The organism is Enterococcus sp. DA9 (assembly GCF_008000875.1).
In the GTDB taxonomy this organism is placed as follows: Bacteria; Bacillota; Bacilli; order Lactobacillales; family Enterococcaceae; genus Enterococcus_B; species Enterococcus_B lactis.
The window spans coordinates 1,669,564-1,692,328 of the sequence record NZ_CP042839.1; the positions used below are offsets into that span (position 1 = coordinate 1,669,564).

Annotated in this window: 20 protein-coding genes; 18 read left to right on the plus strand and 2 right to left on the minus strand. The window is 39.2% G+C overall.

Features of this window, described 5'->3' with window-relative positions; genetic code table 11:
* Positions 1–34: 34 nt before the first annotated feature.
* The 18 genes from FTX43_RS08945 (at position 35) to copB (ending at position 19,427) form a co-directional block, all read left to right on the plus strand.
* Entirely contained in the window at positions 35–355 is a 321-nt protein-coding gene (locus FTX43_RS08945; RefSeq protein WP_002323868.1) for a hypothetical protein, read from the plus strand.
* A 2-nt stretch (positions 356–357) separates the two neighbouring features.
* Entirely contained in the window at positions 358–522 is a 165-nt protein-coding gene (locus FTX43_RS14925; RefSeq protein ID WP_002299526.1) for a hypothetical protein, read from the plus strand.
* 284 nt (positions 523–806) lie between these two features.
* On the plus strand, positions 807–1,007 hold the full coding sequence (locus FTX43_RS08950) for a cold-shock protein (RefSeq protein WP_002288762.1): 201 nt from the start codon (positions 807–809) through the stop codon (positions 1,005–1,007).
* A 146-nt stretch (positions 1,008–1,153) separates the two neighbouring features.
* Positions 1,154–3,943, plus strand: coding sequence for a helicase C-terminal domain-containing protein (locus FTX43_RS08955; RefSeq protein ID WP_147607008.1), 2,790 nt, complete (start codon positions 1,154–1,156; stop codon positions 3,941–3,943).
* A gap of 70 nt (positions 3,944–4,013) precedes the next feature.
* Positions 4,014–4,517 carry a DUF5590 domain-containing protein gene (locus FTX43_RS08960; protein ID WP_002308686.1) on the plus strand — a complete coding sequence of 168 codons (504 nt, stop codon included), beginning with the start codon at positions 4,014–4,016 and terminating at the stop codon, positions 4,515–4,517.
* Between the two features lie 20 nt (positions 4,518–4,537).
* Positions 4,538–5,728 carry a pyridoxal phosphate-dependent aminotransferase gene (locus tag FTX43_RS08965; RefSeq protein ID WP_002291769.1) on the plus strand — a complete coding sequence of 397 codons (1,191 nt, stop codon included), beginning with the start codon at positions 4,538–4,540 and terminating at the stop codon, positions 5,726–5,728.
* A gap of 39 nt (positions 5,729–5,767) precedes the next feature.
* A complete protein-coding gene (gene asnS / locus FTX43_RS08970) occupies positions 5,768–7,066 on the plus strand; it encodes an asparagine--tRNA ligase (protein ID WP_002308688.1) in 1,299 nt (432 codons plus the stop codon).
* A gap of 404 nt (positions 7,067–7,470) precedes the next feature.
* Complete coding sequence (locus FTX43_RS08980; RefSeq protein WP_002308691.1) at positions 7,471–7,857, plus strand: iron-sulfur cluster biosynthesis family protein; 387 nt, start codon at positions 7,471–7,473, stop codon at positions 7,855–7,857.
* A 168-nt stretch (positions 7,858–8,025) separates the two neighbouring features.
* Complete coding sequence (locus FTX43_RS08985; RefSeq protein WP_002320309.1) at positions 8,026–8,700, plus strand: SGNH/GDSL hydrolase family protein; 675 nt, start codon at positions 8,026–8,028, stop codon at positions 8,698–8,700.
* Positions 8,697–9,038, plus strand: coding sequence for a hypothetical protein (locus FTX43_RS08990; RefSeq protein ID WP_002316395.1), 342 nt, complete (start codon positions 8,697–8,699; stop codon positions 9,036–9,038). The genes FTX43_RS08985 and FTX43_RS08990 overlap by 4 nt, the downstream gene beginning before the upstream one ends.
* Positions 9,039–9,067: 29 nt before the next feature.
* Entirely contained in the window at positions 9,068–9,427 is a 360-nt protein-coding gene (locus tag FTX43_RS08995) for a YccF domain-containing protein (protein WP_002291778.1), read from the plus strand.
* 203 nt (positions 9,428–9,630) lie between these two features.
* The gene (locus FTX43_RS09000; RefSeq protein WP_002313546.1) at positions 9,631–11,712 is read left to right on the plus strand and encodes a heavy metal translocating P-type ATPase; all 2,082 of its coding nucleotides are present in this window, start codon (positions 9,631–9,633) and stop codon (positions 11,710–11,712) included.
* A 310-nt stretch (positions 11,713–12,022) separates the two neighbouring features.
* On the plus strand, positions 12,023–13,489 hold the full coding sequence (locus tag FTX43_RS09005) for an APC family permease (RefSeq protein WP_002291780.1): 1,467 nt from the start codon (positions 12,023–12,025) through the stop codon (positions 13,487–13,489).
* Positions 13,490–13,780: 291 nt separating this feature from the next.
* Complete coding sequence (locus tag FTX43_RS09010; RefSeq protein ID WP_002308700.1) at positions 13,781–14,320, plus strand: topology modulation protein; 540 nt, start codon at positions 13,781–13,783, stop codon at positions 14,318–14,320.
* A 73-nt stretch (positions 14,321–14,393) separates the two neighbouring features.
* Positions 14,394–14,834, plus strand: a complete 441-nt coding sequence (locus FTX43_RS09015) for a CopY/TcrY family copper transport repressor (protein ID WP_002291784.1) — start codon at positions 14,394–14,396, stop codon at positions 14,832–14,834.
* Between the two features lie 12 nt (positions 14,835–14,846).
* Positions 14,847–15,056, plus strand: coding sequence for a copper chaperone CopZ (copZ, locus tag FTX43_RS09020; RefSeq protein WP_002291786.1), 210 nt, complete (start codon positions 14,847–14,849; stop codon positions 15,054–15,056).
* Entirely contained in the window at positions 15,056–17,242 is a 2,187-nt protein-coding gene (locus FTX43_RS09025; RefSeq protein WP_147607010.1) for a cation-translocating P-type ATPase, read from the plus strand. The genes copZ and FTX43_RS09025 overlap by 1 nt, the downstream gene beginning before the upstream one ends.
* Before the next feature lie 19 nt (positions 17,243–17,261).
* A complete protein-coding gene (gene copB, locus FTX43_RS09030; protein ID WP_002316394.1) occupies positions 17,262–19,427 on the plus strand; it encodes a copper/silver-translocating P-type ATPase CopB in 2,166 nt (721 codons plus the stop codon).
* 112 nt (positions 19,428–19,539) lie between these two features.
* On the opposite strand, the gene FTX43_RS09035 is transcribed toward copB, so the two are convergent.
* Both FTX43_RS09035 and FTX43_RS09040 read right to left on the minus strand, forming a co-directional pair.
* Positions 19,540–21,705, minus strand: coding sequence for a transglutaminase domain-containing protein (locus FTX43_RS09035; protein ID WP_147607011.1), 2,166 nt, complete (start codon positions 21,703–21,705; stop codon positions 19,540–19,542).
* Positions 21,695–22,765, minus strand: coding sequence for a DUF58 domain-containing protein (locus FTX43_RS09040; protein WP_165393968.1), 1,071 nt, complete (start codon positions 22,763–22,765; stop codon positions 21,695–21,697). The genes FTX43_RS09035 and FTX43_RS09040 overlap by 11 nt, the downstream gene beginning before the upstream one ends.

Sequence of the window (22,765 nt, forward strand, 5' to 3'; positions counted from 1 at the left end):
TAATTGGGAAAAACTTATCGATAAGGAGGTCTTTATGAAAAAAAGACTGTTATGGTGTTTGCTGTTTCTATCCCTAAGTTTAACAAGTCAGCCAGTTTTTGCTGAAGAAACACAGCGGTCTCCTATTACAGGCACACGTCTGTACAAAAATGTTTATGTACAGACAACAGATCTTGATTCTGCGATTCCTGAAACAGAAGAACGGTCTTTGCAGCCAAGATTTGGTTACTTTTGGTACTGTCCGACCTGTGATTATGAAAGTTGCTGGCATTTCTTACATTCTACAGCTGCAGCTTTTGCTTTTACTCATACTCAGAAATATGATGGACATCATCCTGTTATTTATGAGGTATAGATATGAGCAAAAAAGAAAAACTAATCTCGTTGATCGTATTGGTTTGCCTTGTTCTTCTGGTCACTGTTATAGGCTATCAGAAATACCATGAGAACATCAGACCTACTAAAGAATCTTCCCCAGCCTCGACCGTTGAAACAGAACCGATAAGTAGTCAGAAAGAATAATTTTTTTAGTTTAAAGAAGAACATCAGAGCAAAAAAACACCAACTGAACAATATGTCGTTTATTTTAAAAAAAGTTCGGTTTTTCACTTTATGTAATCGCTGAGAAAACATTTTTTAATAAAAAAAGTCGAAAAACTCTAGCTTTTTTGTAAACGGTATGATATACTATAGGAGTAGTTTTTGTTCGGTAATCTGTGGTAGCTTGTTTCAAATAAACATCTTCCAGATATACACCATTCAAGTAATTGCAAAATATGTGTTGATACACAAGGAGGATTTTTATTATGGAAACAGGTACAGTAAAATGGTTTAACTCAGAAAAAGGATTTGGATTCATCACTGCAGAAAACGGAAACGATGTATTCGTTCATTTCTCAGCTATCCAAGGCGACGGATTCAAAACTTTAGAAGAAGGCCAAGCAGTAACTTTCGATGTTGAAGAAGGCCAACGCGGACCTCAAGCAACAAACGTTACTAAAGCTTAATTAACCTATACTAAAAAATAAACGCCCAGACATTTGCGTGTCTGGGCGTTTTTGTCTATTTTCTTTAAAAAGCGATGAGAGTATTTTTCTGCACTTTGTAGTATAATTTCAAAAGAACATTAGAGGCAGGAGAAGAGGAAGATATTTTGAAACCAAGAACTTATGCAGTCGTTGATATCGAAACGACTGGGACGAATCCAAAAGAAGATCGGATCATCCAATTTGGCTGCGTCATGATTGAATCAGGTCGGATCACTTCACGTTTTTCGATCGATATTCATCCAGGGCGGAAGATTTCAAAACAAATCCAGCATTTAACAGGGATCACGAATCAACGCGTCCAAAAAGCGCCTTATTTCGAAGATGTCGCCCAAACGATTTACAATCTTTTGGCAGACACCATATTTGTCGCGCATAATATTTATTTTGATTATAATTTTTTGAACCATGAACTCATGCGATGCGGACTTCCTAGTTTGAAGATACCAGGCATCGATACAGTAGAACTTGCACAAATTTTCTTGCCGACGGAACCAAGCTTTCGCTTAGCTGATTTGTCAGAAAGCCTTGGATTTATTCATGAGAATCCTCATCAGGCAGATAGTGATGCCGAAGTGACAGGTCAACTTCTTTTGCTGATCGAAGAACGGATGAGAAAATTGCCAATCATCACGTTAGAGCAGATTGCGCGATTAAGTAGACACACAGGTATGGATACGAGTCGTTTCATTTATCATGTGATTGAAGAAATGAAAGAAAAACCAGAGCCGCTTGATCCCTCATTAGAAATCGTCGATGGGCTAGCTTTGCAGAAAAAAGAAGTGGAACTATTCACATCCGTCCATTATGGCAAGCGGACATATCCAAGAAAAAAACAAGCAAAAGAAAAAATGTTTGGTAAAACACTGATGTATCGAAAAGAACAGAACAGACTGATGAATGCGGTCTACGACCATTTCACAAAAGATGAATCAAAAGATTTGATGATCGAAGCAGCTACAGGAATGGGTAAAACAATCGGTTATCTGCTGCCATTGAGTTATTTGGCTACACCTGAAAAACCCGCTGTCATCAGTACCGTTTCGCTAGTTTTGCAGCAGCAGATCATGGAAAAAGACATTCCATTACTGAATCAATTACTAGAACAGCCGATACAACCTGTGATTATCAAAAGCTATCGCCACTATATTGATTTACAGCGTTTTAAAGGTACACTTGTGGAACCGCCGGGACAAAAACAATATGCTTTGTACCAAATGGCTGTCTTAGTATGGCTAACACAAACGAAGACCGGTGATTTGGATGAATTACATTTAACTAATCTGAACCATGCATTCTTTGCAGATGTCGCGCACAGAGGCACCGGGTTTTTAGCAAGGAATCAGTCGTTTTACAAACAAGACTTTGTTCGTTTCTTGCAAAAGAAAATCAGGCAAAGTAATTTTTTGATTGTCAATCATGCGTTTTTAGTACAAGAAACACAGCGAAAAGAACCATTGCTTCCAGCTAGTCCATTTTTGTTGATCGATGAAGTACATCATTTGCCGGAAATCGCTGAAAAAGTAAATGACAAACGATTAAGTATTAACTATTTCCATAAACAAATCCAGCAACTGGAAGAGCCGAATCAGTTATTTGACCGCATACAAAGTTATTTGCCGAAGGAACATGAAGCCTTACGCTGGTTATCGATTTATCGAGAAGAACTCTCTGCACTATGCGAAGCGCAGATTTGCGTGGCAGAGGGATTAATGAACTTAGTAAGCAGCAAGCAGCCTAACGGACAATATCCAGAAGAAGTCATGATGACAAAAGAAATGTTGGATCAGCTGCCACTGGAATCTGGAACAGCAATGGATCATCTGCAACTTTTTTATCAAGAGATCCAACAACTACAATCACAGATGCGCTTGACTTTTGAGATTATCCAAGAAAGTTGGACCAACCAGATGCGGATCGATTTAGCAAGTTTATATAGCTTATTTGATCAATTAGACAAGCAATACTTGCTGATGGACCAATGGCTAGAAGACTGGCGAGATCATTTGATCCATTGGTTCGTTCCCGGGAATACAGCACAGCAGATGATTTTTCATCTCCATGATTTTCAAGCAGCTATGTTGCCGTCAACTGTGTGGTATCCTCGATATGACCATATACTTTATATTGGAGGAACACTGAAGATCGGACCTAATCGACAGTATCTCTCTAAACGACTTGGCATTGAAGCAGCACCTCTTAAAGTGATTGCTTCTCCTTATGATTACGAGAAACAGGCAAGAATCTATGTGCCGAAAGAAGCACCTGCAGTCCATCAAGTCAGCAATCAAGCATATATCGATTATTTAGAAGCAGCACTCACAGGATTGATTGAACAAGAAGATCGGCCGATCCTTGTTTTATTCACTTCTCATGATGTTTTGCAAAAGGTATATCAGAAAATGCATTTGTCTATGCTAGAAAAAGGACGTGAAATTCTTGCTCAAGGATTTGGCGGAAGTCGGGAAAAACTTTTGAAACGCTTCATTTTGTCAGAAAAAAGCGTCTTATTTGGTGCTGACAGCTTTTGGGAAGGTGTAGATTTACCTGGAGATGCTTTACAGATTGTTGTAGTCACACGTTTACCCTTCGACAACCCGTTACGTCCCATGGTCAAAGCTAGGAATGCTTATCTGGAATCAGAGGGGATCAATCCTTTTTATCAGGAATCCGTGCCTAAAGCAGCTTTGAAGTTACGCCAAGCATTAGGTCGTTTGATAAGGACGGAGACAGATCGTGGCGTATTACTTATTTTGGATCGGAGATTAGTCACTGCAAAATATGGTGCACGAATCATCCATGCATTACCGAAAAAAGTACCGATAAAAGAGCTAGCTATGGATGAAATCTATCAGGATCTCCATGAATTCTTAAAGAAAAATGAAGAAGGAAGTTAAAGGTGCCGTCTTTTTTCATCATTAAAATCTGCTATAATGAAAAGGAACGAAGATAAAGGAGCGACGACCCTTGAAGAAAAAACAGACAAAGGAAAAAACGATTAATCGCGTGTTGCTTGGCTTGATCGTGTTTTTATTAGCGGTCATCGTGATCAGCTCGATTTTTTACTTGCGTTCTAGTCGTCCGGCGGTCCAGGCGAAAAAAGAAGCAGTAGAAATCGCAAAGAAATATGCAAATCTCGAGGAAGCTGATCATTTTTACTGGTTTACTCGAAAGAAAACGTACTTTTCATTGACGGGTACGAATGATAAAGGAAAAGAAATCGCCGTTATCATTCCTAAATCTGGTGAAAAAGTAAAAGTATTGGATCAAACGAAGGGGTTGACTGAAAACGAAGCGAAACAAACAATTGCTACAGCTCATCCTGAAATCCAAATCGAAAAAGCAGCATTAGGAATGTACGATGATCAGCCTGTATGGGAAGTAGTAGGAAAAGAAACAAATGGAAAATTGAATTATTACCTGATTGGTTTTGAATCAGGAGATGAAGTCAAGACAATCAAGGGAATTTAATAGGTAAAGGAATGAATGGGATGGAGTTATCAAAAAGAACGAAACGATTAGAACCATCTGTTACTTTGGCAGCTGCGGCAAAAGCCAAGGCGTTAAAAGCAAAAGGAAGAGATGTGCTGAGTTTGACTGTGGGAGAACCGGATTTTGCGACACCAGAAAACATCCAAGAAGCAGCAATCGAAGCAATCCGTAACGGAAAAGCTAGCTATTATACACCAACAGCAGGAATCCCAGAACTTCGACAGGCGATCGTTGATTATCTGAAGAAAAACGATGGACTTGTCTATGAATCTTCACAAACGGTCGTAACAGATGGCGCGAAATTTGCTTTGTATACACTTTTTCAAACAATTCTGGACCCGCAAGATGAAGTCATCATTCCTGTGCCTTATTGGGTCAGTTACGGCGAGCAAGTGAAACTGGCAGAAGGCCTGCCTGTCTTTGTGAAAGGGAAAGAATCTAATAACTGGAAAGTCACTGTTGAACAGTTAGAACAAGCACGTTCAGGAAAAACAAAAGCCGTGATCATCAATTCGCCATCGAATCCGACTGGAATGATTTATAGCAAGAATGAACTGCAGGCAATTGGTGAATGGGCAGTAAAAAATGATATTTTGATAGTTGCTGATGATATTTATGGTCGTTTAGTTTATAATGGCAATGAGTTTACTCCAATTGCAACGATTTCAGAAGCAATCAAAAATCAGACCATCATCATAAATGGCGTGTCTAAGACCTATGCGATGACAGGCTGGCGCATCGGTTATGCGGTTGGGAATCCTGAAATTATCAATGGGATGATCGCTGTTGCTTCCCAATCAACTAGCAATCCGACCGCAGTCAGTCAATATGCAGCTGTTGAAGCATTGAAAGGTGAGCAAGATACAGTAGAAGAAATGCGGAACGCCTTTGAAGAACGCCTGAATACGTTATATCCGCTTGTGGCAGAACTACCAGGTGTTTCTCTTGAAAAGCCGCAAGGAGCTTTTTATCTTTTTCCTAATGTAAAAGAAACGCTACGCATGTGTAAGTATGAAAATGTCACACAATGGGTAGAAGATCTTTTAGAAGAAACAGGGGTAGCACTTGTGACTGGCGAAGGATTTGGGGCACCAGAGAATGTCCGCATGAGTTATGCGACTGATCGGGCTACGTTAGAAGAAGCGGTACGCAGAATCAAGCAATTTATTGAGAGTAAAAGTCAAAATTAATCCTGAAGAAATTCAAGGAATATAAAAGGAGAGTCATACGTGGAACAAATTCAAATCATCGATTCGAAAAACCATGTGGGAGAAACAGTAACAATCGGCGCTTGGGTCGCAAATAAACGATCAAGCGGAAAAATCGCATTTTTACAATTAAGAGATGGAACAGCCTTTTTCCAAGGGGTGGTTGTAAAAAGCGAAGTGCCAGAAGAAGTTTTCCAAACAGCTAAAAATCTGCACCAAGAAACATCTGTGTTAGTAACTGGAGAAATTCGTGAAGACAGCCGTTCAAAATTCGGTTATGAAATCGGGATTACAAATGTGGAAGTAGTAAGCGAGAGCCACGATTATCCAATCACACCAAAAGAACACGGAACAGATTTCTTGATGGATCATCGTCATTTATGGCTACGTTCTTCAAGACAACATGCGATCATGCAAATCAGAAATGAAATCATTCGTGCAACGTATGAATTCTTTAATCAACATCATTTTGTCAAAATCGATCCGCCAATCTTGACTGGTTCAGCACCAGAAGGCACAACGGATCTATTCGAAACAAACTACTTTGATCAAAAAGCCTATTTATCTCAAAGTGGCCAATTATATATGGAAGCTGCTGCTATGGCTTTCGGAAAAGTCTTTTCATTCGGTCCGACTTTCCGTGCTGAAAAATCAAAGACACGCCGTCACTTGATTGAATTCTGGATGATCGAACCAGAAATGGCCTTCACTCACCAAGAAGAAAGTTTAGAAGTACAGGAGCAATATGTAGCCTTCTTAGTACAAAATGTTTTAGATCATTGCGAATACGCATTGGATGTACTAGGACGAGACAAAGAAGTCTTAAAAACTTATACAAAATTGCCATTCCCTCGTATTACTTACGATGATGCAATCGAATTACTGAAGAAAAATGGATTTGATGACATCGAATGGGGCGAAGATTTTGGTTCACCTCATGAAACGTTCATTGCGAATTCATTCGAACAACCTGTCTTTATCCTAAACTATCCAAAAGCCATCAAGCCATTCTACATGAAACCACATCCAACAAGAGAAGACGTGGTGATCTGTGCAGATATGATCGCACCAGAAGGCTACGGTGAAATCATTGGCGGAAGCGAACGGGCAACGGACTATGATTTCTTGTTAGAACAAATCCGTGATCACGGTTTGGATGAAAAAGAATATTCATGGTATCTTGATTTACGTAAATACGGTTCTGTTCCGCACTCTGGTTTTGGTCTAGGTCTTGAACGAACAGTCACTTGGATTGCTGGTATCGACCATGTGCGTGAAGCTATTCCATTCCCACGTTTGTTGAACCGAATTTATCCATAAGAAGTGATGAAAAAGCTGTTTAGTTTCGAGTATTAAGAAAAATTTTGTAAAAAATGGCTTTCCACATTTTTACATAAATTTGGCTTAATACCGAGAAACTGGCTTTTGAACACCGTTTAAGGAAGAGGTTGTGAAATCAGTGCCTTGACCTGAGTATTAGAGAAACAAAACGGAAAAATAGCTTCTCATATTTTACCGTTTTTTGAGCTAATATCGAGGGTCAGCTGATTGAACACCGTTTATTCTAAAAAAGAACTGCGAGCTCTCGCAGTTCTTTTTTTAAATACGGGATAAAGGAAGTTTCCAACAGACAAGAGAAGAAAGCAAAAGAAATTGCTATTTGATTCACAAGATTCTATAATGAAATCGCAATCAATCCAACATATACAAAGAAGGCGATTCAAATGGAGATCCGATTTGATGATGCTTCTGCTGCTGAAATAAAGCAGCATCTAGCACCTGAAAACAAACTAATATTAACATTCGAAGATGGAATAGGTCCGTATTCTCAGCATGCAATGATCCACATGCAAGTTCAATTCACCCTTGGAATCATCGGATCAGATATGTCGACAGAAAGTTATGACCAATCTATCCCAAGCAATCTAGGAGAGATATTAGTAAAGGGATATTCGTTGGCAGACTTAGATGAGCATATGAATATACGTTTTGATGCTTCTCGTCATATTTTGAGTTTGACGGGCGACAGTGGGCTGATTGACGGAAACTTAGGTCTGATCGATTTCACTGAATCAAACAACGAAGGAATCAAGAAAAATCCGGCACGTTAAGAAAAAAGCATAAAAAACTAGGCACTTGTTGAGTATTCATCCAATCGTTTGAGGAAACTAGGCGGGTGTCTTTTTTTATACATCTATTTACTCTTTCGTCTTGGCAGAGCTTATGGGATAATATAAGGAAGAAAATCGTCGTTTTATTCAAAAAGGAGTTTTTGACAAATGAAAACACGCGTGTTATTTATTGGTGACAGTATTACAGACGCAGGAAGAGACCGTTCAGAAGCAACGGATTTAGGTAAAGGGTATCCGCTTTTGATTGCCGGGAAACTAATCTCACGATATCCAACGATGGAATTTGAATGTATAAACCGTGGGATAGGAGGAGACAAAATTGCAGATCTGCAAGCGCGCTGGCAAGAAGATTGTTTAGCTCTGCAACCTGATTATGTATCGATTTTGATTGGAATCAATGATACGTGGCATAATACTGGAGATCAAGCTATATTCGGCACTGAGAAATCTGTGCAGCAATTTGAATCCGTTTATCGAGAGTTACTAAATGAACTACAAGCAGCTGGAATCTGCAATATCGTATTAATGGAGCCTTTTGTACTTCCTGTGACAAATGATCGTTATGGGTGGCGCAAAGACTTAGACCCTAAGATCCAAACCGTTCGTAAACTCGCAAAAGAATATGGCACATTACTGATTCCTTTAGATGGAATATTCAATGCTTTAGGAATCGCTTATGGTTTTTCGAAATATACAAAAGAAGATGGCGTGCATCCAACGATTGGCGGACACGAGATTATTGCACAAAGTTGGATAGATGCGATTTCCGCAGTTGATTTTTTTAGTGGAAATAAAAATGAACGAAAGAAAAGGGAGAAATGATGGAAATACGAAGGGCAGTAAAAGAAGATCTCCCTCAAATCAATCAGCTGATTACTGATCATCCAGAATCATTCGTAAAAGTAAAAACGGCAGCTGAACTACATGATAGGAATAAACTATTGATCGTTGCTGTAACAAAAGAAAACCGGATCATCGGTTTTGCGCAAGCAGATGAACAGCAATCAGAAGAACGGGTGGATCAGCGACCAGCAGGAAAACTAATCCAACACACATTAGTAACAAAAGAAAAAACGGAAGAAATCCAAAAAAGATTTGCGGAATACTTGATGCTGGAAGCTAAAAAAAGAAAAATCAAATCGTTTTTTGTCCAGTTCTAATTAAAAACTGTAATAAAAGGAGAAATACAATGAGTTGTTTAGGAAATGTCATCTGGTTCATATTTGGCGGACTAATTGGGGGTCTTAGCTGGTTAGCAGCAGGGGTACTTTGGTGTATCACGATCATCGGTATCCCCATCGGTATGCAGTGTTTTAAAATCGCCTCCCTTTCTTTTGCGCCTTTTGGCAAAGAAGTAATTTATCACCAGTCCGGCATGTCATTGATTGTTAACATCATCTGGCTGATCGTTTCAGGTCTCCCAATTGCTCTTGGACATGTCGTCAGCGGCATCCTTCTATGTATCACGATTATAGGGATACCATTTGCAAAGCAATCTTTCAAACTTGCTCGATTGGCGTTAATGCCATTTGGTGCAGAGATTATATAAGTCAGGATGTTCTAAAAGAGTGTCCTAAACATGTTTTATGAACGAGAGGACTGGATGAAACACAACTATCACGTGTTTTATCTGGTTCTTTTTATATTTTGAAAACTCATTTTTTCTTTCGGATACCTTGACATATGAATGTACATTCATTTATAATTAGTTATGAAGAGATATTCATATGTTAAGGCGAGGAGGCCATTAAAATGAAAAGTTACAGATTAGAAGGTTTAGATTGTGCGAACTGTGCGATGAAAATCGAAAAAGGAGTCCAGCAAATCGATGGAGTCAAGGAAGCAACGGTAAATTTCACTTCTGGAAAACTAACGATTGACGTAGCGGAAGATCGATTAGCTACGGTTGAACAGGAAACAAAAAAAGTAGTGAGGGAATTAGAACCAGACGTCAAGGTAACAGAAATAGATAAAGAAAAAGTATCTGAACATGGAAATGAAAAAGAGAGAAACACGCTGATCCGGATTTTATTTTCACTTGCAGGTATCGCTGTTTTGCTATTATTTGATTTTAATGAACCAATTCGTTTGATAGGATATTTATTGATTTATCTGCTGATAGGATATGATGTAGTGAAAAAAGCGGTGATGAATATCGTCAAAGGACAAATCTTTGATGAAAATTTCCTCATGTCTGTGGCTACGATCGGCGCTATGTTGATCGGTGAATATCCAGAAGCCGTAGCAGTGATGCTATTTTATCAAATCGGCGAATATTTCCAAGGATTGGCAGTCAATCATTCAAGAAAATCGATTCGTGAATTGATGGCTATTCGTCCAGAAACAGCGCACATACAGACAGAAGAAGGATTGATGACCGTGAATCCTGAAGATGTGCAGATTGGTCAGTATGTACTTGTTAAGCCTGGTGAACGTGTACCGTTAGATGGAACGATCATCGAAGGCGAATCATTAGTCGATACATCCGCACTTACAGGTGAATCCGTTCCTAAATCTGTATATGTTGGCGAAACAGTATTAAGTGGATTTATCAATAAAAATAAACCATTTTTAGTTCAAGTAGAAAAATCCTATGAAAATTCTACCATCAGTAAATTATTAGAATTAGTAGAAAATGCCAGCAGCAAAAAAGCACCAGCTGAAAATTTCATTACCAAATTCGCGCGATATTATACACCAGTCGTTGTAGGGTTGGCCGTCTTATTGGCTGTTTTACCTCCAATAGTTTCTGGAGCGGCGTTTTCTGAATGGATCTATCGGGCGTTGACGTTTTTAGTGATCTCATGTCCATGTGCATTAGTGATTTCCGTACCACTTAGTTTCTTTGGTGGGATCGGCGGAGCAAGTAAAATTGGTGTATTAATAAAAGGTTCAAATTATTTGGAGTTGCTTGCACAAACTGAGACAGTGGTTTTCGATAAAACTGGCACATTAACAAAAGGCGACTTTTCGATCCAGACGATCGATCCAACAGGAATTGATCCAAAGAAATTTATGCAATATATTGCAAGTGCAGAACAGTTTTCTACACATCCGATTGCGCAATCCGTTTTAGAAGGCTACGAAGGTCCGCTTTTACCGGCGACAAATATCCAAGAATTTGTAGGTGAAGGAATCTTAGCTGAAGTTGACAGCAAACAAATATTAGTAGGTAATCACAAATTGATGGAAAGGTTTGAGATTTCTTTTCCTTCAAGTCAAGAAATCGGTACACTGCTTTATATAGCAATCAACCAAAGTTATAGTGGTTATCTTGTCATTGCGGATACCTTGAAAGAAGATGCCGTAGACGCATTGGTTCAACTAAAACAGGCTGGTGTCAAGCACACAGTAATGTTGACAGGTGACTCGAAAAAAATCGCTGATCATATCGGGAAGCAAGTTGGCGTGGACAAGATATACAGTGAACTACTTCCAGAAGATAAAGTACAGCGGTTAGAGGAGATCTTACAAAGAAGCAATAAAAAGACCGCCTTTGTCGGAGATGGAATCAACGATGCACCAGTGCTAGCAAGAGCAGATGTAGGGATCGCAATGGGTGGGTTAGGAAGCGATGCTGCAATTGAAGCAGCAGATGTAGTCATCATGAACGATCAACCATCGAAGATTGCAGATGCGATCCGGTTAGCAAAGAAAACATTGAAGATCGTCAAGCAGAACATTATTTTTGCTATTGGGATAAAAATGCTGGTACTTGCCTTAGGTGCTTTTGGTTTTGCAACAATGGGAGATGCAGTATTTGCAGATGTCGGGGTAACTGTCCTAGCTGTTTTGAATGCTATGCGAAGCTTACATGTAAAAAATAAATATTGACCAGTAGAGAGGACGAATGAACGTCCTCTTTTTTTATTCCTTTTTCTTAATAAAAGAATACAAAGAAAATAGCTAAGATTATAAAATAACTGATGTTTTTAATTTTACAGAAAATTCAAAATTGCTTTAAATACAATAAAATCAATGAAATGAAAGAAAACAACTCCTTTTTTTGATGGAAAAAATATGAAAACATGATGTGTATTAAATAAAAGAATACACACATAAAATAACGCTGTCTTGTAAGTTTGTTAAAAATTGAATATGATTACATTTGGTTAACAAATTTTTATTATAAAGGAGAGAACGAATGAACAATAAACAATTACGCTGGTTCACTGTTGCGTTAATTGCATTTAACATGGTTTGGGGCATGGGGAATGTAGTTAATAACTATGCCCAGCAAGGAGTATCAGTTGTCACCTCTTGGCTATTGATTCTAGCCATTTATTTCATTCCATACGCATTGATCGTTGGACAATTAGGCTCAGCCTTCAAGGATAGTAAAGGAGGCGTCAGTTCATGGGTCGAAAATACGACATCCAATAAACGGCTAGCATATTATGCTGCTTGGACTTACTGGGTCGTGCATATTCCTTATTTGGCACAAAAACCTCAAGCCATCCTGATTGCAGGGGGTTGGGCGGTCCAAGGAAATGGAAATATCGTAAATACGATGTCAGTCCAAATGGTAGCAGTTATTTCACTTATTATATTTCTTGCCTTTTTATATTTATCAACAAAAGGACTTTCTACGTTGAAAGTAATCGGCGGATTAGCCGGAACAGCGATGTTCGTCATGTCGATCTTATTTATTCTTTTAGCAGTAACGGCACCGTTCATCAACCCAACGATGGAATTTGCCACACCGCATATGAATCAAGTGAAAACATATATTCCAACCTTTGACTTCAGTTATTTCACAACCGTCTCTATGTTAGTGTTTGCAGTTGGAGGAGCGGAAAAAATATCCCCTTATGTTAACTCTACAAGAAATCCTGCAAAAGAATTTCCTAAAGGGATGATTTTCTTAGCAGCAATGGTAGGGATTTGTGCTGTATTAGGTTCAGTCGCAATGGGCATGCTGTTTGCTAGCGATAATATCCCTAAAGATTTGATGGCAAATGGGGCATACAGTGCTTTTCAAATTTTAGGTAATTACTATGGTATCGGTAACTCATTGATGATTATTTACGCATTGACAAATATGATCGGACAAATCTCCGCATTAGCCTTTTCAATCGATGCACCATTAAAAATCTTGTTAGCAGATGCAGATCCAGAATTCGTACCAAACTGGCTACGTAAACGTAGTCATAAAGGTACATTAGTAAACGGCTATCTTTTGACAGGTATACTAGTAGGAATCATTATTTTGCTGCCAATCTTCGGTATCAAAGATATGAATGAATTAGTTAAATGGTTGACGAACTTGAACTCAGTTGTTATGCCAATGCGTTACCTATGGGTATTCTTGGCGTATATGATGTTGAATAAAGCTTATAAGAAATTCAATTCTGAATATAAATTTGTCAAAAATCCAAAAATCGGGTTTATCTTCGGTGCTTGGTGCTTTGCCTTCACTGCGTTCGCCTGTATCTTAGGAATGGTACCAAAAGTAGATTATACTGCTGATCCTAAAGCATGGTGGTTCCAGCTATTCACGAATATCATCACACCAATCGTCTTGATCTTATTAGGCATGATCTTGCCAGCTATCGCTCGTCGAGACAAAAATAAAGAAATCACTGAGCCAGAAACTGTGGTTCAGCCTTAAATATAGAAATACTTGTTACAAGAGGTTGTAACAGAAGTGGTCAGCTGATTGAACACCGTTTACCCAGAGGTCGGGAACTTGCCGTTTCACTCTGAGTCACAAGGAACAAGTTCAAAAAACAGCTTCTCATGTTTGTTGAATAGTGTGACTTGTGACCGAGGAGTTGGCAGGAGAACACCGTTTATTCGGAACAAGGGACTTTGACACGACTTTTGTCACAGTCCCTTGTTTTTTTGTGGCATTATAAGTGGTATGATCGAACCAAATTCCAAAGAGAAGTGAGGGAGGAAAATGAAGATCATCGTGATTGGACAAAGTGGGTCGGGAAAATCGACCCTCGCAAGGAAGATCAAAGAAATCACCGGCTTTCCGCTACTGCCTCTAGACCTTTTATGGCATACGACAGATTACAGTATTCAGGCAAAACAGTGGTTTTTACAAGAACAGCAATCGTTTATGGTATCTAATCCGTCATGGATCGTTGAAGGAAATTATACTTCTACGTTAGAAGAGAGAATCAAAGAAGCAGATAAAATCATTTGGCTTAAAGTGCCGCGTTATGTCGCCATCTACCGAGTAGTTTGGCGTTCTCTAAAAAGAAAGATAAACAAAAAATCACGGCCAGATATGCCTGAAGCATTTACAGAGAAACTAAATAGGGAATACGTAGAATTTTTATCTTTTATCTGGCATTTTGAAGAAAACAATGAACCGAAAATACAACAGCTGATCCAAGAAAACCATGCACGAAACAAACTGATCCTCCTTAAAACAAGAGGGGAAAAACAAGAATTTTTAACTAAATTGAAAATAGAGAGCAAAAATAATTGACAGTTTTTGTTTACAAGTGTAATCTGTATTCATAAGTTATTGATTACATTTGTAAACGAAAGGTGTGAAATAAGTGGAGAAAGTCAAAACGCCGGTAAAAATCAGCGATTCAGAATGGGAGATCATGCGAGTTATTTGGACACTTGGACAGACGACTGCTCAAGAAATCACGCAGATCTTAGCTGATTCGATGGATTGGAAACCAGCAACGATCAAAACTTTGTTGGGACGTTTGGTAAAAAAAGAAGTGATCTGGACAGAACAAGAAGGAAAAAAATTCATTTATCATCCAGCTGTCTCAGAGATGGAAACAGTTCGTAGTGCGACGGAAAATCTTTTTTCCCATATCTGTGCAAAAAGGATTGGAGAGACGATTGCGGATCTAGTAGAAGAAGCTACTTTGACTCAAGAAGATATCAATGAAATCTTGAAACAATTAGAACAAAAGCAACCAGTCGAAACAATCGAATGCAACTGTATCCCAGGTCAATGTGAATGTAAACAACATCAATAGGAGGAAGAAAAAATGAAACAACAATTTTCAATCGAAGGTATGAGCTGCAATCATTGTGTTGCAAGAGTCGAAGAAGCGGTAAGCGCACTTGACGGCGTACAGAAAGTAAAAGTGAACTTGAAAAAAGCAAACGGTACAGTCAAGTTTGATGAAACAAAAGTCCAATCCGAAAAGATCTGTCAAGCAATCAATGGATTGGGATATAAAGCAGAGGTGATTTGATGGCAGCAGCAGAAACCAAAATGGACACATTCGTCATTACAGGTATGACTTGTGCAAATTGTTCTGCTAGGATTGAAAAAGAGCTGAACGGACAACCTGGTGTTGTCAATGCCACAGTCAACTTGGCCACTGAAAAAGCAAGTGTCAAATATGAAGGGACGACCTCTGAAAAATTAATCCAAAGCGTAGAGAACATCGGCTATGGTGCGATTTTGTACGATGAAGCCCATAAACAAAAAATTGCGGAAGAAAAGCAAGTATATTTGAAAAAAATGCTATTCGATCTTGTATTGAGTACGATTTTGACTTTGCCATTGATGCTGTCAATGATTGCCATGATGTTGGGGAGCCATGCGGCAATTGTTCACTTTTTTCATCTGCCAATCGTTCAGTTAGTTCTGTCTACACCTGTCCAATTTTATGTTGGTGCTCGTTTTTATAAAGGGGCGTACCACGCAATCAAGACAAAAGCACCAAATATGGATGTACTGGTAGCAATCGGAACATCAGCTGCTTTTGCATTGAGCATTTACAACGGATTTTTCCGTGGACATCCCCAAGATCTTTATTTTGAAAGCAGCAGTATGATCATCACGCTGATTTTGCTCGGCAAATATTTGGAACATACAGCAAAAACGAAAACAGGTAATGCAATCAAACAATTGATGTCTCTTCAAACAAAAACAGCTCAAGTAATAAGAAACGGTAAAGAAGAAACGTTAGCGATTGAAGAAGTCGTCGTTGGCGATCAGCTAGTCATCCGTCCTGGTGAGCAGATCCCAGCAGATGGTCGAATCATTTCAGGAAGTAGTGCGATCGATGAAAGTATGCTTACTGGCGAAAGTCTTCCTGTAGAAAAGAATCCAGATGACACACTCTTTGGCGGAACAATCAATACGAATGGTCTGCTTCACATGGCAGTCACACAAGTTGGTAAGCAGACAGTTTTAGCTCAAATCATCCAAATGGTGGAAGACGCTCAAGGAAGCAAAGCACCAATTCAAAAAATCGCGGATCGAATCTCAGGGATTTTTGTTCCGATCGTTTTAGTCATTGCATTCATCACACTAGTGGCGACAGGTTTGATCTCGGGTGATTGGCAACTTGCATTGATCCATAGCGTCTCTGTATTAGTCATTGCGTGTCCATGTGCATTAGGTTTAGCGACTCCAACAGCTATCATGGTAGGAACGGGTGTTGGCGCACGAAACGGAATCTTAATTAAAGGCGGAGAAGCATTAGAAGCAGCTGCTCACTTAGACAGCATTGTTTTGGATAAAACTGGAACGATTACAGAAGGAAAGCCCAAAGTTACAGATCTAGTCGGTTCTAAAGAAGTCCTATCTATTTTTTATACTTTAGAACAAGCTTCTGAACATCCACTAGGTAAAGCAATCGTGGAATACGGAAAACTGCAAGAAGCAGCAACATACGATATGATTGATTTTACAGCTCACCCAGGTGCTGGAATCAGCGGTACGATTAACGGAGTACGCTGTTTTGCGGGTACACGTAAACGATTAATTGAATTGAACCTATCATTTGATGAATACCAAGAACACGCGTTAGAATTAGAACAGCAGGGAAAAACAGTCATGTTTTTAGCTGATGAAAAGCAAGTGATCGGGCTGATTGCCGTGGCAGATCAAATCAAACAAGAAGCCAAACAAGCAATCAAGCAGTTACAGGATAAAGGATTAGATGTCTTTATGCTGACAGGAGACAACAAACTGGCAGCCGAAACGATCGGTAAACAAGTGGGGATTGATCCAATGCACATCTTTGCCGAAGTACTTCCAGAGGATAAAGCAGCCTATGTGGAAAAACTGCAGAAAGATGGCAAAAAAGTCGGTATGGCAGGCGATGGAATCAATGATGCGCCAGCTCTCGCATTAGCTGATGTTGGTATGGCAATGGGAAGTGGAACGGACATCGCGATGGAAACAGCAGATGTAACGCTGATGAATAGTAGTTTGGCGTCCATTGCTCAAACAATCGAGTTGTCTAGAATGACATTGAGAAAAATCAAACAAAATCTTTTCTGGGCTTTTGTCTATAATACGATTGGCATTCCTTTTGCTGCATTAGGCTTTTTGAATCCAATCATTGCAGGAGGAGCGATGGCGTTTAGTTCCGTCAGTGTATTGTTGAACTCCCTGAGCTTAAATCGGCACATGAAAAAGTAAGAGAAGGGATGGAGTAAAAATGAACGGGAACGATATGGAGAAAAAACAGGAGCATAAAAAAGAAGCAGGAAACAAAGAAAGTGCTCATTCAAACGAAAAACAGATGAAGCATGATCATAGCCAGATGGACCATTCGATGCATATGGAACATAACCATGGAGATATAGCGGACAGCAAACAAATGGACCATTCGATGCACATGGATCACGATCATGGCGGTATGGATCATTCCATGCACATGGGGAATTTCAAACAAAAATTTTGGCTATCGCTTATCCTAGCTATCCCAATCATTCTTTTTTCACCAATGATGGGAATGGAATTTCCCTTCCAGATAACATTTCCTGGTTCGGATTGGCTCGTACTGATCTTAGCAACTATACTGTTTATCTATGGCGGACAGCCATTTTTAAGCGGGGCAAAAATGGAATTGAAACAAAAAAGTCCTGCTATGATGACGCTGATCGCGATGGGGATTACAGTTGCATATATTTATAGTGTCTATTCGTTTATCGCGAATCTGATCAATCCTCATACGCACGTCATGGATTTCTTCTGGGAATTAGCTACATTGATCGTCATTATGTTGCTAGGTCACTGGATCGAAATGAACGCTGTTTCGAATGCCAGCAATGCTTTACAAAAACTAGCAGAATTACTGCCAGAATCAGTGAAACGCTTGACGAAAGAAGGAAAAGAAGAGACAGTCTCACTAAAAGAAGTAACCGAAGGCGATCATTTGATCGTCCGTTCCGGTGACAAAATGCCAACAGATGGTGTTATCTTGAAAGGTGAAACTATCGTTGATGAATCAGCTGTGACTGGCGAATCAAAAGGAATCAAAAAGCGAGCCAATGATAAAGTGATCGGCGGTTCTATCAATGGGGATGGAACGATCGAAATCGAAGTAACTGGAACTGGTGAAAATGGGTATCTAGCGAAGGTTATGGAAATGGTGCGAAAAGCACAAGGAGAAAAATCCAAGCTAGAGTCATTATCAGATAAAGTGGCAAAATGGCTGTTTTATATTGCCTTAATTGTCGGTATCTTGGCATTTATCGCATGGTTGTTCTTGACAGATCTTCCTAATGCATTGGAACGTATGGTCACTGTCTTTATCATCGCCTGTCCCCATGCTCTAGGTTTAGCTATCCCATTAGTTGTTGCTCGTTCCACATCGATCGCCGCTAAAAACGGATTGCTTTTGAAAAACCGTAACGCACTAGAGCAAGCCAATGATCTAGATGTGATCATGCTGGACAAAACCGGGACACTGACAGAAGGAAAATTTACGGTAACGGGTGTCGAAGTTCTTGATGATGCGTTCAATAAAAATGAAATCCTTCAATATTTAGGAGCATTGGAAGCGAATGCCAATCATCCATTGGCTATTGGCATTATGAATTATTTGAAAGAACATGAAATCAAGCCTTATCAAGCCGAAAATCTAAAAAATCTTTCAGGAGTTGGGCTAGAGGCAACAGTCAAAAACCAACAAGTGAAAATAGTTAATGAAAAAGAAGTTGAGCGTCTCGGATTAAATGTAGAACAAGCATTATTGAAACCTTACCAAGAACAAGGAAATACCATCAGCTTCCTGATTTTAGAAAATCATCTAGCTGCAATCGTTGCTTTAGGTGATGTAGTAAAAACAGAAGCAAAAGAGTTTATCCGAACATTGAAGGAAAGAAAAATCACTCCAGTCATGCTTACTGGCGACAATAAAAATGCTGCTCAAGCAGTAGCAGATTATTTAGGAATCGAAGAATATTACGGCGGTTTATTACCAGATGATAAAGAAGCTGTTGTCCAGAAATATCTTGACCAAGGGAAAAAAGTAATCATGGTGGGTGATGGGATTAATGATGCGCCAAGTTTAGCCCGTGCTTCTATTGGGATGGCAATAGGTGCAGGAACAGATATCGCAATCGATTCTGCGGATGTCGTCTTGACAAACAGCGATCCAAAAGATATTTTGCATTTCCTTGATTTAGCTAAGCAAACGCGAAAGAAAATGATCCAGAACCTCTGGTGGGGAGCAGGGTATAATATTCTCGCAATCCCACTAGCGGCCGGAATACTTGCACCAATTGGTATCCTATTAAGTCCAGCAGTTGGTGCTGTCTTGATGTCGTTAAGTACGGTAGTCGTAGCGCTGAATGCTTTGACATTGAAAATCAAATAATAATGAAAAAAGGTTGTGACAAAAAACGTGTCACAACCTTTTTTTACGAATAATCGATGCTCAATCAGCTGGTTATCGGCATTCCAGAAGTAGATTCTCTAGGAATTTTATCTTATTTTTTGAAGCTGCTCCCTTTTGTCATAACCTTTTTGGATACCGTTTTTCTTATTATATGCGTTAGTTCTAAATAGGTTTTTTTATCGAATTTTACCGGATCTGCTTGTCTCCCATATATTTCTGCTTCATATTGAGCAGTTAATCGAATGAAACGTTGATCTAGATTGAATGTTTGTTCTATTCGTTGGCTGTATGCCTGCAAAGATTCTGCGGGGGTGCGCGGTACCAGTGTTTCCAAATGGTGGAGAAGTTTTTGATACGCAACCGCATTAGTAGAAGCAAAAAAATGAAGATAGATAAGATAACTTGTCCAGCGCAGAGATTTTCTAAATAACAATAGAAAGAACAACAAGACGGATAAACACACCCCAAGGCTGAATAAGACGATTTTATAAGACGGTGTGAGTGTCGTGTTATCTGACGAAATAGTCTCAGGTTTCTCACTGGAAATAGTTTCTACTATATTTTCGCTTTCTTTTGGCTGTTCTTCAGCAGATTGGACGGTTTCTGTTGTTTCAGCGGCTGGTTGTGAAACAGTTGGATTGGCAAATGAAGGGGTTGGTTCAAATGGAAGCCAGCCAAACCCAGGAAAGTACACCTCTGGCCAAGAATGAGCATGACTATTGAGAATGCTGTATTCCTCATTTCCTTGCTCATCTGTTCTAATCCCATCCGTAAACCCTTTTGTCCACCGAGCTGGGATGCCTAGTGTGCGAAGAAGGACGACCATAGAAGTTGAAAAGTTGTCACAGTAGCCGACTTTTGAATCGAAGAGGAAATAATCTACATAATCGCGTTCTTTAGGCGTATGTCCGGTATCCGTTTTGGAATAGCGAAAATTCCCGCTTGTTTTCAAATACTGTTCGACAGCTTCAACTTTACGAATTAAAGTTGCTTCATTTTTGGTCAATTCGATCGCTAAGTCCTCAATACGTTGAGGCAACCCTTTCGGCAACTGAAGATTTGTCTGTTGTTTTTCTAAATCATCGGCCTCTAACTGACTGCTTTTTAATTCTTCTCTCGTAAAAGCTAATCTTTCTGTTTGTAAGGACGCCAATCGCGTCGATTCATTCGGGACAGGGATGAATCGTTGGCTTTCAGGCAAATAGTAAAGTGTTTGTCCACTGGCTAATGAAAAATCAGTCAAGGTAGTATTTCCATAAGGATAAGGTAAGAAAGCTTGGTTTTTTAGCGTCAATGTAATGTTTTCTTTTTCTTCCATAACTGTTTGGTAGCTTGTGATATCAACAGGAAATTCTTGGATTGGTTGGATGGGTGCATCCGGATCTTCTACCCATCCAGAACCGGTGTAATGATTCTTATTTTCTATTTTCCAATAGCCGTTTACTTTCTGGTTCGCTGTAAAAACAACTTCGCCATTATCATACAATGGACCACCAAGTTGTTCATCATTTTCACTGAAACCCGTTCTGGCACTTCCGGTTAATTGATACTCATGGAGTCTGTCATAAAGCCCTTCATCATTAAGATATTCTCGGATCGGTTCACTCGTTTCCTCAAGAGATTGGTGTACTTTTGGGAGATATAAAGGCAAGATGGCGCTGAAAGTGAACAAACAAATAAGCAGGATCGTAGTTAACGACTGGAATCGAGCGTTTCCCGACAACAATCGGAGGGAGAAAAATTGCCTTGCTGCCAAATATACGCATAAAACAGCTACTACCGCAATCATTTCGTACAATAGTTCTTTTTCCCGAAAAACGGTAAGCATCATGAAGTAACCCATCAATGCAAGAAAGGGTGCATACCAATAGTCGTAATCCACGGTCAAAGTAATAAATAAATAGATCAACAACAATATGAGAAAAAAAGCTGTCTTTTCTGGTAAATAATGAAGTTTACCTTGGGATAGATGGAAGAATTCCTCTGTAACTGACGAAAAAAACTGTACGACCCATAATAAAGAAATTGTCTTTGAAGGAAAATAGGTAAACAAACAGCCAATCATTACTGGCAAAGAAAGTAGCAATCGTACCCATTTTTTAGGAATACAGCATACAATAAGACATAGGATACCAATAGTCAGGATAAGAGGATAGCTATTTTGCAATTGATTAGCTGCTACAAATATCGGAGCACCTACACTTAGCATCATAAAGGAATAAACGCCACGCAGGTATTTTTCCCATTTAATCGTCAATCCATTCACCTCCTGACAGTGAACATACCTTGTCTTTTTCTTGTATCATGATTTGTTTTTCTGCGAAATAAACAAGATAGACCGTTCGATCTTTCGACAATGTTTCGACAGCTTCTGAGACTTCAGGAGAATGCTCAGGAATAAAGAGGACGATTTGTTTTTTTGCCTGTTTTTTCAAGTGTGCCAAAAAAGTTTTCTCATTGCCAGCGTTCAAAGAAGCAAAATAGGTATATCCAGGATCTTTGCCATGAAAGGTACGGTCGCCTAATATCAGAAGTTCCGGCTGCTTTTCTTTTCTCAGATGCCATAAAGAAAAATACAAATCTAGCAGATGGTCAAATTTCAAGCTAGGTGAACCCCAAAAGCAAAGAAGCGGAGAATATTCTTCTTGATACTCGTATTCGCGGTATAACCACTCTTGACTATGAGCAGACAATTTCCAATCGATTCGGTTAAAAGAATCGCCGGGGCGATAAGAGCGATGTTCTCGAAAATCAAGACCTTTTTGATACGCGTTCAGCTGTTGTTTTTTTTCCAGAACTCTTTGCAATGTTTCTGCTTGAGTTTTATGAAAAGCAGGAAGAACAGTCACAGGAAAAGAAAGCTCTCTTCTTGTCCTTTTTCTAAAAAGTCCTAGACTATCATAGGCTGTAAAAATGACGGTTAATGCTTCATGGAACCCTCTCTCTTTTGGTTGCCAAAGTACTTGGACTTCTTGCGGTTTATTTGTAAGGATCAATATTTCTTGTTTTTTTTCTGCAAAGATCTCTGGAAAGACGATCTGTAAACGAGGGAGAGGGAAAGAAAAAGCTCCTTTTTTGGCTATAGAAAAAATAACCTGTATACTTTTTTTACGATAAACGACTGGCTGGACTGTGCAAGTAACAGAAAGTTTCTTTAGAAAGGTGCTTAATGAAAACACACTCCATGATACATAAAGAGTAAAAAAAGCCAATAAGAACCACCCTAAAGAATTGTTGAATACAAGAGCAAAAAAGACAATGACGAAATATATCAGAAATAACACAAAATTAATGAAATAATCTTTGGCTTTTTCCAT